Annotated in this window: 9 protein-coding genes; 3 read left to right on the top strand and 6 right to left on the bottom strand. The window is 40.4% G+C overall.

All coding sequences use genetic code 11. The features are described 5' to 3' along the window. Positions 1–5: 5 nt before the first annotated feature. A complete protein-coding gene (locus PARA125_RS02920) occupies positions 6–599 on the bottom strand; it encodes a hypothetical protein (protein WP_213157215.1) in 594 nt (197 codons plus the stop codon). Between the two features lie 32 nt (positions 600–631). After that, positions 632–1,213, bottom strand: coding sequence for a hypothetical protein (locus PARA125_RS02915; protein ID WP_213157214.1), 582 nt, complete (start codon positions 1,211–1,213; stop codon positions 632–634). A gap of 295 nt (positions 1,214–1,508) precedes the next feature. Here PARA125_RS02915 and PARA125_RS02910 point away from each other — a divergent pair, with 295 nt between their 5' ends. The 3 genes from PARA125_RS02910 to mfd all read left to right on the top strand — a co-directional run bounded on the left by PARA125_RS02910 (position 1,509) and on the right by mfd (position 8,815). Then, positions 1,509–2,609, top strand: a complete 1,101-nt coding sequence (locus PARA125_RS02910) for a hypothetical protein (protein ID WP_213157213.1) — start codon at positions 1,509–1,511, stop codon at positions 2,607–2,609. Between the two features lie 247 nt (positions 2,610–2,856). Next, positions 2,857–5,487: an alanine--tRNA ligase gene (alaS, locus tag PARA125_RS02905; RefSeq protein WP_213157212.1), complete on the top strand. Its 2,631-nt coding sequence runs from the start codon at positions 2,857–2,859 to the stop codon at positions 5,485–5,487. A gap of 16 nt (positions 5,488–5,503) precedes the next feature. Continuing rightward, positions 5,504–8,815 carry a transcription-repair coupling factor gene (mfd, locus tag PARA125_RS02900; protein ID WP_213157211.1) on the top strand — a complete coding sequence of 1,104 codons (3,312 nt, stop codon included), beginning with the start codon at positions 5,504–5,506 and terminating at the stop codon, positions 8,813–8,815. Here mfd and PARA125_RS02895 read toward each other — a convergent pair. The 4 genes from PARA125_RS02895 to PARA125_RS02880 all read right to left on the bottom strand — a co-directional run bounded on the left by PARA125_RS02895 (position 8,812) and on the right by PARA125_RS02880 (position 13,455). Next, complete coding sequence (locus PARA125_RS02895) at positions 8,812–9,651, bottom strand: AMP nucleosidase (RefSeq protein ID WP_213157210.1); 840 nt, start codon at positions 9,649–9,651, stop codon at positions 8,812–8,814. The two genes, mfd and PARA125_RS02895, sit on opposite strands and share 4 nt — an antisense overlap. A gap of 349 nt (positions 9,652–10,000) precedes the next feature. Beyond that, the gene (locus PARA125_RS02890) at positions 10,001–10,861 is read right to left on the bottom strand and encodes a hypothetical protein (protein WP_213157209.1); all 861 of its coding nucleotides are present in this window, start codon (positions 10,859–10,861) and stop codon (positions 10,001–10,003) included. A 319-nt stretch (positions 10,862–11,180) separates the two neighbouring features. Beyond that, positions 11,181–12,014 (bottom strand): hypothetical protein, encoded by an 834-nt coding sequence (locus tag PARA125_RS02885; protein WP_213157208.1) that lies wholly within the window; start codon positions 12,012–12,014, stop codon positions 11,181–11,183. A gap of 325 nt (positions 12,015–12,339) precedes the next feature. After that, positions 12,340–13,455 (bottom strand): hypothetical protein, encoded by a 1,116-nt coding sequence (locus PARA125_RS02880; RefSeq protein WP_213157207.1) that lies wholly within the window; start codon positions 13,453–13,455, stop codon positions 12,340–12,342.

The raw sequence follows: 13,455 nt of genomic DNA, 5'->3' as shown, positions 1-13,455 counted from the left end.
CTAATTTAGGAAGACTTTTTATTAAAAATTCTCCCAATCTTTCCCCTCCAGCCAGGCTTAGCTTGAGTCGGGGCAGGATTGTTTGTTTGCATCGCATTGAGAGCATACCCTATTGCATCTGTATGTTGTTTGTATTCTCGTTCATTAAATGCCCGGATCTCGACTTGGCCATCGACATAAAAAGTTTCTGTTTTTCCTTCCGCCTGCATTTCTAATAAAAAAAGAGCCTCTTTTAATTTTTCTACCTCTCTTTCTCTCACGGTGAGAACGTTCACGTTTTCTTCTTTCCTTTCTAAAAGGGCAAAGCAGCTGCCCAAATAAGGCTCATCTCCCAAAATTTCAATAATTCTCTTCCTTTTCTTAACCTTTTCCTCTTCCGAGGAGGCTTTTTGCATTTTTTCGAAAAGGCGGTTAACATGCTTTATGAGCACATCCCTTCCATTTACTACAGCTAGACGAGGATCGACAGGGTAAAGAGGCTTTTTGCGGATATAAACAGGAATTTTTTCCCCATATTTTACAACGGGTTCAGGTAGTTTTTCGCATCTGGATAAGCTCCTGCGCGGCAGCCAATGTGACGGGTAATCGCCAAAAGTCATAATTTTGCCTATAGGGTTGTTATAGTCGCTTTTTAATTGGATGTTTTTGGAAAAGGATTTTTAAAAAACTTAAATAATTTGTTTGCCTTAGAGGGAGGATTTTGAGGTTCCCCTTTTGCTGCAGCACTTGCTTCTACTTCGATCGGTTGTGGGAAAACCTCCACTTTTCCTAAATAAAATTTTTTATAATTTTCATACTCAGACTTTTCAAAAAATTCGATAAAATTTTTAGGAGGTTCTTTAAAAGACTGAGGAAGCATCCATTTTTCTTCCCCTTTTCCTTCTTTAAATAGCAGTTCTCTAATGCGTGTAGAAGGAATGATATCTTCTTCTGTATGCCGATGAATTTTCAAACTTATAAATTCGCCGTCTTTTTTCGTCAAAATGGCAAAGCGGGCTTCTTTAAAAATAGCGGTAATATGGGCCCGATTCTTGGTTTCTTTTAAATGTTTTGCATTAAATAACACAAGCGCATCGTATAGCATTCCTACGTAAGCTATGGATTTAGCCCTGCGGTATTTAATATAGACAGGGATAATTTGCTCACTTGTGATTGGTTTGGAATCTGTAAACAATTCCGAGGAGATATTATTACCTGCTACCGGACTGACCATGGGGTCTCCTTTAGTTATTCGCCCATACGTTTAATTAAAAGTAGAGCTTTATTTTTTAGTTTCTTTCCTAAACGTTTTAGATCCGTTTCAATATACCTCTTGTTTTTTTTCTAAACAATGCTTTCTCCTCAAAAAAATTCTATGGAAACATAAAATAAAAATTAAGTATTGTTCGATTAAAGAATAAATTTAATTATTTCATAGGTTTTTTATGCAAGCTTCTGATCTGGTTCGTACGACCCTCAGAATGTCCACCCCCTTTTGTCCTCTCCCAGCTATTATCTGGATACCTTTTATGGTAGTACATACGATTCACCGAGGGTGGTGCTATTGGAAAAGGTTTCAGTCCTATAAAGATCCTAACAACTTTGCTACGCTCGCCGCAGGAAATGCGGCCTATTTTTTAGGAGCCGCAAATATCCCTGTCATCCGAGGGATCGCACAAGCCGTTATGATTGCCAATCGCATTTTTCTTTGCATTGAAAAGCAAGCTGCTATTCGTAGGCATTACCAATCATTAGTCTTAGCTTTTAAGGGACATTACGTCCCTCGTTATCCAGCCACCTGGCCTATGCAATCCAAAAAAGCTTATATCTCTCCTTCGACCTTAGTTTGGTACAAAACATTTGGGTATTCGGTTTCTTTTCGCCTACAGCGGATTGCTCGATGTGCTTATTTGATTTTATTAGATTCATTTCAGCTTAGCATGTTGATGATAGAGGCTGCGGAAAGTTTTTCCTGTAATCCCCCTCATAACAGCCATCATGTGAGAGAATTTTTTTATCATACCACTAGCTCCATGGATATGCTGGTGAATAATCGCGAAAAACTCTTAGAGGAGATAAATAAACATAAAAAGGTGGTACAAGCAATCCTTTTAGCCATGAATATACCTATTACTGTGGATCAGGTTATCGCCTCATTATCCAAAGGGTTGAAAAACGCTGCAAGCCTGAATAAAGCATCCAAAAAAGCTCAAGCTGCCTTTGGAGGGTTAATGGTCGATTTGGTTAAAACGGGTTTACTTGGTTTTCTAGTTGGAATTGGTCTTTCCGAATTTGTTCCCGATGCTTTTATTACTGACTTAATACCTCCTTGGGAAAAAGCTGTGCCGCCTACGGAACGATATCCTCCAAAGGAGTGGGTCATTCTTCCCTCTAAATCTCCTCGCCGAGGAGCGCTCATGCAGCAGCGTTTATCCCCCCTCCCCAGAGTGGCAAGCGCTCCTCAGCTCACCTCTTCTCTTAAGGCACCTTCAAATGCTCTGTCTACCTCTCCCCTGCGCTCTCCTCCAAGTCCTTTGCTTGTCTCTCCTTTTGAAACTCCTCCGAAGTTCTCTGCCCTGTTAAGAGGATGCAAATTAATTTTTAGTTCTTCAAAAAGCTCCACCACTTAACAGAAGAATTAACCTAAAGCAGTATTCTTTTCTTGGAATATAAATCTTTTAAGCTCATACTAATAACCTGAACTTGGTGTTTTTGGAGCAGAAATCCAGACTGGCTTTGATTCCCAACGGTAGGCTCTTCTCGCAGAAGGATCCTGTTCGCGAAGTCAAAAGCCGCTCTTGATCGAAAAAAGCCCGAAATTCAAGTTAATCGCTTAAGTTTTTTCTCTCTAACCCTGTACGAAGGACGCTATTTTTCATGGAGACACAAAGAATCCGTCGCCAATTCCTCAATTATTTTAAAGAGCATGGCCACCGTGTTATTTCTTCATCCCCTGTTTTTCCGCACGATGACCCCACTCTTTTATTTACAAACGCAGGCATGAATCAATTTAAAGATGTCTTTCTAGGGAAAAGTGCGCGCGATTATCAGCGAGCTACCACCAGCCAAAAATGTATTCGGGTAGGAGGCAAACACAACGACTTAGAAAATGTGGGCCATACAAGCCGCCATCTCACATTTTTTGAAATGTTAGGAAATTTCTCCTTTGGCGATTATTTTAAAGCAGAAGCCATTCAATTCGCTTGGGATATTTCCACCCAAGTATTTGGGTTTGACCCTCAGTCTATTTGGCCAACCGTCTTCCGAGATGATGAGGAAGCCTTTGAACTTTGGACCCGTTATGTCCCAGCCAATAAAATTACTCGTTTTGGTGAGAAAGATAACTTTTGGAGCATGGGAGAAGTGGGCCCTTGCGGTCCTTGTTCTGAGCTGTATTATGATAGAGGGCCTAAATATGGCCCTGCAAATAATCCTTCCGAAGATGTCACCGGCGAGCGATATTTAGAATTTTGGAATCTCGTATTCATGCAATTTAATCGCCTAGAAGATGGCAGCTTATCCCCTCTCCCTAAACCGTCGATTGATACAGGTGCAGGCATAGAGAGAGTGGTAGGCTTGAAAATGGATGTGGATTCTGTATTTGGTACAGATGTCCTGCGAGAATTAATTGCCCAAACTGAGCAAGTCTTTAACAAGACCTACGAACCCCACAATAAACAAACAGCTCCCGCCTTCCATGTGATTGCCGATCACCTACGTTGCCTAGCCTTTGCAATTGCAGATGGTGTTCAACCGAGCAATGTCGATCGTGGTTACGTGTTGCGCAAGGTTTTAAGGCGAGCCGTGCGTTATGGCCGCTCGCTTGGCATGGACACCCCTTTTTTAGCCCATATTTTGCCGCGCCTTGTGGCTACGATGGGAGAAGATTACAAGGAGCTAGTACAGGGGCAACAAAGAATTGCAGAAATATTAACGGTAGAAGAAGAGGCCTTCCTGCGCACACTGCGGCGAGGAGGAAATATTCTTAATCAAATTATCGAAAGTGCCCAACATATGCATCAGCGTATTTCAGGCGACGATGCTTTCAAATTAAAAGATACGTATGGGTTTCCTTTAGAAGAAATTGAACTGATTGCCCGCGATGCTAATTTAGGGATTGATAAGGAGCGGTTTGAGGTCTTAGAAAATGAAGCCAAAGAAAGATCGCGGCAAGTACAAAAGACCACCCAGCAGATTGCCTCGCCTAATATCTTTGTCGATTTTATTAAGGCAAATGCAGGCACTGCTTTTCTAGGCTATCAACAGCTCACTTCAAAGGGAACTGTGACCGGGCTAGTGGTTAACGATCAATTTGTCGATCAAATCATCGCTGGTCAAGAGGCCATGATCATCCTCAACCAAACTCCCTTTTATGCAGAAATGGGTGGCCAAGTTGGCGATACAGGCACCCTGCTCAATTCCCATGGAGTGTTCTTTCAAGTGGCTAATACTATTTCTCCTTATCAAGGGGTTATTGCGCATGTAGGGACACTTGTACAAGGGCATTTAAAAGTTGGCGATCTTATTGAAGCCTCCGTCAACTCTCCTCGCAGACAGAAAATTGAAAATAATCATACAGCTACTCATCTCCTCCATTGGGCTCTTCATCATGTGCTCGGAGAACACGTTAAACAAGCAGGGTCTGTGGTAGAACCAGGTCGTTTACGTTTTGACTTTAGCCATCACAAACCTTTAACCAAGCAAGAAGTGCAGGAGATTGAAAATCTTGTGAATCAAAGAATTAGGCAAAACCTACCCGTCAAAACCTACGAGATAGCTTACGATGAGGCCCAAAAATGTACAAATATCAAGCAATTCTTTGGGGAAAAATATGGAGCTAAAGTACGGGTTGTAGATGCAGACTTTTCTAAAGAACTGTGTGGGGGAACTCACACCTCTGCTTTAGGAAATATCGGTTTATTCCGTATTGCTAAAGAAAGCAGTATTGCAGCTGGAGTGCGCCGTATTGAAGCTGTAACCGGTGAAGAAGCAGAAAGCTTTGCGCGCCATAGCGAACAGTTTGTCGATTCTCTAGCAGAACTGCTGAAAACTCAGCCTCAGAAATTGCAGGAAAGAATCGAGAAACTGCTTGAAGAGAATAAACAACTCGCCCAAGAAATAAAAAATTTGAAAAAAGGAAAGATGGAAGAGATGCTCACAGAGCTTGTGCGACAAGTCGAAATGATCCGCCATATTCCGGCTATTATTGCTAAAGTAGATATTTCACCCGCTGAACTGCGCAATTTTCTTGAACTTTTGCAAGCTAAAATGGGATCCGGCACCCTTGCTTTAGCTGTAGCAGAAGGGGATAAATGCCATTTAATCATTCGGGTTAGCGATGATCTTGTGACTAAAGGCATCCATGCTTCCCAACTCATCAAAACACTCGCCCCGATCATTGAAGGCACCGGTGGGGGGAAGCCCAACATTGCTCAAGCGGGAGGTAAAGCCCCTCACAAAATTGCAGAGGCTTTAACAAAATTCCGAGAGCTTTTACAAGCGCTCTAAATAGTGAAGAGGCCGTGTGATCGAACAACTTCTAAAACACCCAAAACTATTGGAGCTTCAAGAAGCTCTTCAGCAAGGTGATTCAGTGCTTATTGAAGAGCTTTGGAATGCTCCTAAAGCTCTGATTGCCTCTTTTGCCCTTCAACTCACAGGTAAGCATATTTTGATTCTAACAGGGGGTAGTCAGGAAGAAAGCCGTCTGTATCATGACTTTCCTTTCTTTTCTAAGGCCCCTCTCCTGGAATTCCCCGCCTGGGAAACTTTGCCTTCAGAAAATATCGCTCCCAGCCCTGATACTGTAGGTGAGCGATATAAAGCTCTCCGGCAAGTCTCAGTAGCTTCGCAACCACACATTATTATTAGCGGTTTGCAAGCCTGTCTTCAAAGCTTAATTCCCCCTCAAAATTTTGACTCTCTTTATCTGACTTTAAAAAAAGGGGAAACCTTCTCCTTCGAAAATCTCATCCAGCGCCTGCAGGCAATGGGATATCGGCGTGCCGCGGTAGCTGCTGATAAAGGGGAATTTGCTGTCAGAGGAGGAATTATCGATATCTTTCCTGTGGCCTCTCCCGATCCCTTCCGTCTCGAATTTTGGGGAGATGAGCTTGAATCGCTTCGCTTGTTTGATCCGATTGGTCAAAGATCGATTAAACCTATAGAGCAGATTGAGATCACTCCTGCTCAAGAGATGGAGCTGATCCAACAGTCTTCTAAGCTTTCTACAATTTTAGACTATTTAGGCCCGCAAACTATCGTCATTTTTGATGATCTTTTAGCCCTTGAAGATCGTTATTCCTCCTTAATTCACATTTGCGGGGCACCGACACGCTCTTTTCAAGGCATAGACAATTTTTTTAACCAAATCGCGCCTTTGCAAAAAATTTACTGGAGCCGGCAACCTATTGAAGAACTTACAGAAGTTAAACTTCACCAGGCAAAAGAAAAAGGCTTCTACTCTGAAAATGCGCCTATGCATGCTTTATCGTTTAGCATGTTTAACAAGAATTTAGTGGCTAAACGATGGCTCTCCCCTTTCGTCCCTTTAATCGATTACCTGCTCCCCTTTAGGGAGGAAGAGCAAGAGGTGTCGGGGAATGAGATTTTAGAGGGCTTTACCCATATCCCGAGAGAAGCGAGCCTCCATTTTTTATGTGCGAGTGAATTGGAGGAAAATACCCTTAAACAAAAAATAGCTCAAAAAAGCATTCAGCTTCCCCTCCAAACCATTTACCAAGAGGGTTATCTCTCAAGCGGTTTGGTTCTTCCTCAAGAACAGCTCTTAGTTATCCCTTTCACAGAAGTGTCACATCGCTATAAATTGCGCCGGCAAAAACTGCGCAGCACTTACCATACTCCTCCTTCAGAGGCGTATCATCTTATTCCCGGCGATATGGTGGTGCATCTCAACCATGGAATTGGTCGATTTTTGGGAATCGAAAAAAAGCTTAACCACAATGGAGTATTGAGTGAATTTTTTCTAATTGAATATGCTGAGAACGGCAAACTGTACGTTCCACTTAACCAAGCTCATCTTGTCACTAAATATATTGGAAGCAGCGACGAACTTCCAAGTATGCATACCTTGGGAAGTACCCGTTGGAAGAAAACCAAAGAAAAAACAGAAGAAGCGATAGTGGGATATACAAAAGATCTGCTGCAACTTTATGCTAGCCGTTCTTTAGAAGTAGGCGCGATTTACCCACCCGATAGTGCAGATATGCAAGCCTTTGAAAAAGATTTCCCTTATCAAGAAACAGAAGATCAGTTGCAAGCCATTGCAAATATTAAAGAAGATATGCAATCTGCGAAAACTATGGACCGGCTGATTTGTGGCGATGTAGGATATGGTAAAACTGAAGTGGCGATGCGAGCCGCGTTCAAAGCTGTTGTGGATGGGCATAAACAAGTGGCTCTACTTGTCCCCACAACTGTCTTGGCTATGCAACATTACGAGAGCTTTATAGAAAGAATGTCAAACTTCCCCGTCCGGATTGGGGTGCTTTCTCGTTTCCGTACGGCTAAAGAAACTAAGCAAACCTTGGAACAGGTTGCAAAGGGAAGCATCGATATTTTGATCGGGACTCACCGACTCATTAGCAAAGATGTGGTCTTTCACGATTTAGGCTTGTTGATTATTGACGAAGAACATCGCTTTGGCGTGAAGGCCAAGGAACATTTAAAAAAAATTAAAATGGGTGTCGATTGCCTCACTCTATCTGCCACTCCCATTCCTAGAACCCTTTACATGTCTCTTGTAGGGGCTAGAGATATGTCTGTCATCAATACTCCTCCTCAAGACCGTCTGCCTATTACTACGGTAATTTCAGAACCAAGCGATCATGTTTTCAAAAATTCTCTACTACGGGAACTGTCCCGGGATGGGCAAGCTTTCGTCATTCACAACCGCGTTGAAACAATTTTTGAAGTCGCCGCTAAAATCAAAAAACTTCTACCTCAGGCACGGGTGGTCGTAGGACACGGCCAAATGAGCGCAGATGAAATCGATGCGGTGTTCCATGCCTTTAAAAGCGGTTCTGCAGATATTTTAGTCTCAACTACTATTGTCGAAAACGGGATCGACATTCCCAATGCAAATACGATTCTCATCAGTCGTGCAGATCAATTTGGATTAGCCGATTTATACCAATTGCGCGGACGTGTGGGCCGGTGGAATAGGCGGGCTTATGCTTACTTTTTAGTCCCCAGTTTAAACTCTCTTCCCTCCTTAGCCCGGAAAAGGTTGCAAGCGCTGGCCCAAGCGTGTGGCTATGGAGGAGGGATGAAGCTTGCGATGCATGATTTGGAAATTCGAGGGGCAGGCAACATATTGGGGACTGAGCAATCAGGCCATGTCGCAGCCATCGGATTTCATTTTTACTGTAAGCTTTTGCGCAGGACTGTTCAAACTCTGCAAGGAGAACTTTCTCCAGGAATATGCGAAACGAAGCTTGAATTTCACTATGATGCTTGCCTTCCAGAAGATTATGTTAATGAAGTCAGCCTACGCATGGAAATTTATCAACGTTTAGGCGAAGCGCTTGCCTTAAGTGATGTGGAGCTTATCGAACAAGAGCTAAAAGATCGGTTTGGCCCGCTACCTACTCAGGTTCAGTGGCTGCTAGCGCTTACACGTATTCGTGTATTTGCTTCGCAGCGAGGTTATCTCTTATTAAAATTTGATAAGCTTGCCCTGTCTATTGAATGGAAAAAAGGGAAACACACTCTTTCCCATAAAATTTTATTAGGGAAAATAAAAACAGCGGAAGAGCTTGAAAGAGTGACCAAACAAGCTCTAGAAAAGTGGGAAAAAGAAAAATTTAGGCGTTAGTCGCCAATTGTTTTTTCAAATTTGCGCCTTCTACCTCTAAAAACGCCTTTTTCTTCTAACTTAAGTAAGTTATCTAACTCTTCAATAGCCTTTATTCCTAACTCCACATGCTCACCCGTATATTTGGTAAAAACATCTTGGGAGCTCTTTTTAGTCTTGATACCTTTCGGACTTAAAGGAAGGTCTGAAATAAGAAGTAACGCGCCAAGCGGTAACTTGTGATAATAGCTTGCCATAAAAAGAGTAGCGCATTCCATTTCAACGGCTTGAGGTCGAGTCGTATTCAAACGGGCCTTGAAATCTGCGTTAAATTCCCAAAACCGTTTGTTTGTGGTATGGGTAATTCCAAGATGATATTTAATCCCATCTTCCATCAAGACATTTGTCACGGCCTTTTGAACAAGAAAGTTTGCAAGAGCTGGCACTTCTTGTGAAAAATAGAAGTCTGAAGTTCCTTCCCCACGAATTCCTGCAACGGGCACAAAATAGTCTCCCACTTGATAATGGCGCCTTAATCCTCCACACATCCCTAAAAGAAGGCTTGCTTTAATGGGCAAATGGGCACATAAATCGACGATTAACGCAGCTGCAGGAGACCCAATCTTAAAATCGAGAATACTCACCTTTTCTTTGGGGGAATGGGCGACTGAAAACATCGATCCTTCCACGATGGGCACATCGCGGCTTGAAGCAAAATATTGCACATATTTAGGAAAATTCGTTAACAGGAGATAGGGTTGAAATTCAGCGGCATCTGATCCGGAATATCTCTCTAACGTGCCTATTGCAATCTCTTCTTCTTCTCTATCAAAGTTCGTTACTTCACTATCGGTCATGAATTTTTTCTCCAATTATTCTTTCCAATTTGCCTCTACTGTCCCGCCTTCTTCTATGAAGTTCTTCTATCATTCCTCCCCATCCCATCAAAGAAGGAAATAGCTTTTTTCTTTTTTGAGCGGAAAAGGAATTTGATTGCCCTGACTTTAATCTCGTGCATTTCTTTCTCTACAATTCCTCAACTTGTATCGATATTTTTTAAGAGTTATGTTTGGGGGTAATCTTGATATTCCTTCGCCTATACCAATAATTTTACTGAGGAGAGGAGACAATTTAAAACTCAGGTTAATACAGAATATGAAAAAGCTCAATCGTAATTTTAAATATCTAATTATCAATTACTTAAAATTAACCGCCCGCCCTCTGAGTTTGAGGTTTAAAAGGCTCAGTCAGCAAAGGAACCAGATATTCATGTCTTTCGATAAGCTGATTATGCGCCTCTACCAGATCTGCATACTTATTAAAAAGTGGCAACTGGGGCAAAAGTTCTTTCTTTCTTTCATAGAAAGACCAAGCTTTTATTGGAGCATACAGCATCGATCCAAACGGCAATATTCTTAAAAAAGTCACTTTGAGATGATTTTGTGCCTGGGTTAACTTAAACTTATTTTTGATCGCCTTGAGGAGTAGGATTTCCTGAAGGGCTGAATCGCTCTTATCATCCGGTAAAACAGCATTTTGCTTATCTAAAACAGAAAACTTTTTGCGGATTTTTTCGAGTCTTTCTAATAGAAAAGCGTTGAAATTTTTTGTGGAGAGGAACTCTTGATAAAAATCCGTCTCTAAAAATTTATTCCAATAATCTCGTTTTTTATCTCCACTCCATTTTTTGGAATAACTCAACGGTTTTAAAGTTAAAAGAGATCTTGTTGCCAAAAGGGGTAACGCCGATTTTTCCAACGCTACTATCCTATTTTTATGCTTTTCAAGTTTTTTGTTTTTATAACTTTCTAACAAAGCTTTGTCTTGCAAAATCGCCATTGTTCTCGCTTGCCTTGTGCTTGCCCTATAGCGTGCTAAAAGCGTTTCAGGAAGAAAAATAAGGCTTCCAACTAAAAAAATGGGATAAGCAATAGCCGAAATCACGCATTCTCTCACAAATGAAATACTTGCGTTCGTTTTACTGATAACTCGGCTCTTATTCCGATACTCAAGTTGCCAATTTTCATGGTTTGTCACTAGGCGACTAGTTGTCCTTACAATCGGCATTGTTTAATCCTATTATTTTATAAACAGTAATAGAAACTTTTTACAAACTTGCATGTCTTTTTAAAGCAGAAATCTATTTAGAGAAAATTTAAAACTTTTTTATAAAAACGATTGCCATTTGATAAAAGCGATTATTATCAATACTCATAAATTTACTAAAAAGGGATAGGTTCATCCAATTTAACAAAAAAATTCCACTTTTTGCGAGCACAGGCCTTCAGCAAAACTTGATAATCTTAGCCTAGCTAATGTTCCCGTGGTTATGTAACCCAAGGTAAAGGACTCATTGAGACCGTAGGACAAGTAAAAAGCTGGTCTCTTAAACTTGAGGTTTAAAAGGCTTAGCCAACAAAGGAACAAGATATTCATGTCTTTCGATAAGCTGATTATGCGCCTCTACTAGATCAGCATACTGATCAAAAAGTGGCAACTGAGGCAAAAGTTCTTTCTTTTTTTCAAATAAAGGCCGGTCTTTGCCTTTAGGATCCATCAAAAATCCCAAGGGCAACATACAGAAAATATATGATTTAAGCTCTTGTTTGGCCTGTATTACCTTAAAATTATTTTTAACTGCTTTAAGTTCCAGAATTTTTTGAATAGCCTCATTGCTATCACTACCCGATAAAATGGGATTTTGCTGTTCCAAAGCTGCCATTTTTTTTCGAATTTTTTCAAGTCTTTCAAATTCGCCTTTAAGTCTTTTTTGGGAGAGAGATCCTTGATAAAAATTTATCTGCGAAAATTTGTTCCAATAAACTCGCTTTTTATCCTCATCCCATTCTCGAAAATACGTCGGTAAATTTACCAAACTCCCCAAAGAGTTTTTCTCTAAAAAAGGCAGCGCTTTTTTTTCAAAAATAGCTATTTTATTTTTATACTTTTCAAGTCTTGCTTTTTTGTAACTTTCTAAACGGGTAGGGTCTTCCAAAATCGCCATTGTTCTCTTTTGTCTTTTTTTTGCCTGGCAAAAAACTGTGATCCCCAGAGGAAGAAGAAAAGGGCTCACTGCTAAAAAAAGGGGAGAGACAATAAACACCGAAAGGAAGCATCTTTTCACAACTTGTGCCAGTGTAACCGCAGGTTTATCATGATATTCAAGGTGCCAATTTTCATGGTTTGTCACTAAGTGACTGGTTGCTTTTATAATGGACATCGTTTAATCCTCCGATTTTATAATAGGTAATAAGGCTTTTTTCCAAGCTTGCATGCCTTTTTAAAGCAGACAATCTATTTGGAGAAACTTAAAGCCTTTTGCCTAAAACGGCTTGCCATTTGATAAAGGCGATTATTATCAATACTCATAAATTTACTAAAACGGGATAGGTTCATTCACTTTAACAAAAAATTCCCTTTTTTTGAGAACGCAGCTCTTCAGTAAAACTTAATAAACTTAGCCTAGCTAGTGCTCCCGTTGGTATGTAATCCAAGCTAAAGTACTCATTGAGACCACACACAGGACAAGCAAAAAACTTGGCCTCTTAAGCTTGAAGTTTAAAAGGCTTAATCAACAAAGGAACAAGACATTCATGTCTTTCGATAAGCTGATTATGCGCCTCTACCAGATCAGCATACTTATCAAAAAGTGGCAACTGAGGCAAAAGTTCTTTCTTTCCTTTAAATAAAGACCGACCTTTACCTAAAGGTGAGAACAAAAATCCCAGGGGGAGCATTGCACAAATAAATAATTTAAGATTTTCTGTAGCCCTCATTAACTTAAATTTGTTTTTAACTGCTTTAAGTTCCAGAATTTTTTGGATAGCTTCATTGTTGTCATCACTCGGCAAAATAGCATTTTGCTTTTCCACAATCGTCATTTTTTTTTGAATTTTTTCAAGTTTTTCAAATTCCTCTCTAAATTTTTTTTGGGAGAGATAGTTTTGGTAAAAATTTATCTGCGAAAATTTTTTCCAATAAACTCGCTTTTTATCCTCATCCCATTCTCGAAAATACGTCGGTAAATTTACCAAACTCCCCAAAGATTTTTTCTCTAAAAAAGGCAGTGCTTTTTTTTCAAAGATGGCTATTTTGTTTTTGTACTTTTCAAGTCTTGCTTTTTTGTAACTTTCTAAAGGGGTAGTGTCTTCCCAAACCGGCATTTCTTTTTGAATTTTTTCAAGTTTTTCAAATTCCTCTCTAAATTTTTTTTGGGAGAGATAGTTTTGGTAAAAATTTATCTGCGAAAATTTTTTCCAATAAACTCGCTTTTTATCCTCATCCCATTCTCGAAAATACGTCGGTAAATTTACCAAACTCCCCAAAGAGTTTTTCTCTAAAAAAGGCAGCGCTTTTTTTTCAAAAATAGCTATTTTATTTTTATACTTTTCAAGTCTTGCTTTTTTGTAACTTTCTAAACGGGTAATGTCTTCCAAAATCGCCATCGTTCTCTTTTGTCTTTTTTTTTCCAGGCAAAAAGCTGTGACCCCCAGAGGAAGAAGAAAAGGGCTCACTGCTAAAAAAAAGGGAGAGACAATAAACACCGAAAGGAAGCATCTTTTCACAACTTGTGCCAATGGAACCGCAGGTTTATCGTGATATTCAAGGTGCCAATTTTCATGGTTTGTCACTAAGTGACTGGTTGCTTTTATAATGGACAT

Origin of the sequence: Parachlamydia sp. AcF125 (assembly GCF_018342475.1) — a bacterium.
Taxonomy (GTDB): Bacteria; Chlamydiota; Chlamydiia; order Chlamydiales; family Parachlamydiaceae; genus Parachlamydia.
The sequence above is the reverse complement of the archived record's forward strand: the minus strand, read 5'-3'. Positions and strand labels throughout refer to the sequence as shown.

Coding starts and splice junctions, on each gene's coding strand:
- PARA125_RS02920 (WP_213157215.1), bottom strand. CDS start 599: ATGACTTTTGGCGATTACCCGTCACATTGGCTGCCGCGCAGGAGCTTA.
- PARA125_RS02915 (WP_213157214.1), bottom strand. CDS start 1,213: ATGGTCAGTCCGGTAGCAGGTAATAATATCTCCTCGGAATTGTTTACA.
- PARA125_RS02910 (WP_213157213.1), top strand. CDS start 1,509: ATGGTAGTACATACGATTCACCGAGGGTGGTGCTATTGGAAAAGGTTT.
- alaS (WP_213157212.1), top strand. CDS start 2,857: ATGGAGACACAAAGAATCCGTCGCCAATTCCTCAATTATTTTAAAGAG.
- PARA125_RS02895 (WP_213157210.1), bottom strand. CDS start 9,651: ATGACCGATAGTGAAGTAACGAACTTTGATAGAGAAGAAGAAGAGATT.
- PARA125_RS02890 (WP_213157209.1), bottom strand. CDS start 10,861: ATGCCGATTGTAAGGACAACTAGTCGCCTAGTGACAAACCATGAAAAT.
- PARA125_RS02885 (WP_213157208.1), bottom strand. CDS start 12,014: ATGTCCATTATAAAAGCAACCAGTCACTTAGTGACAAACCATGAAAAT.
- PARA125_RS02880 (WP_213157207.1), bottom strand. CDS start 13,455: ATGTCCATTATAAAAGCAACCAGTCACTTAGTGACAAACCATGAAAAT.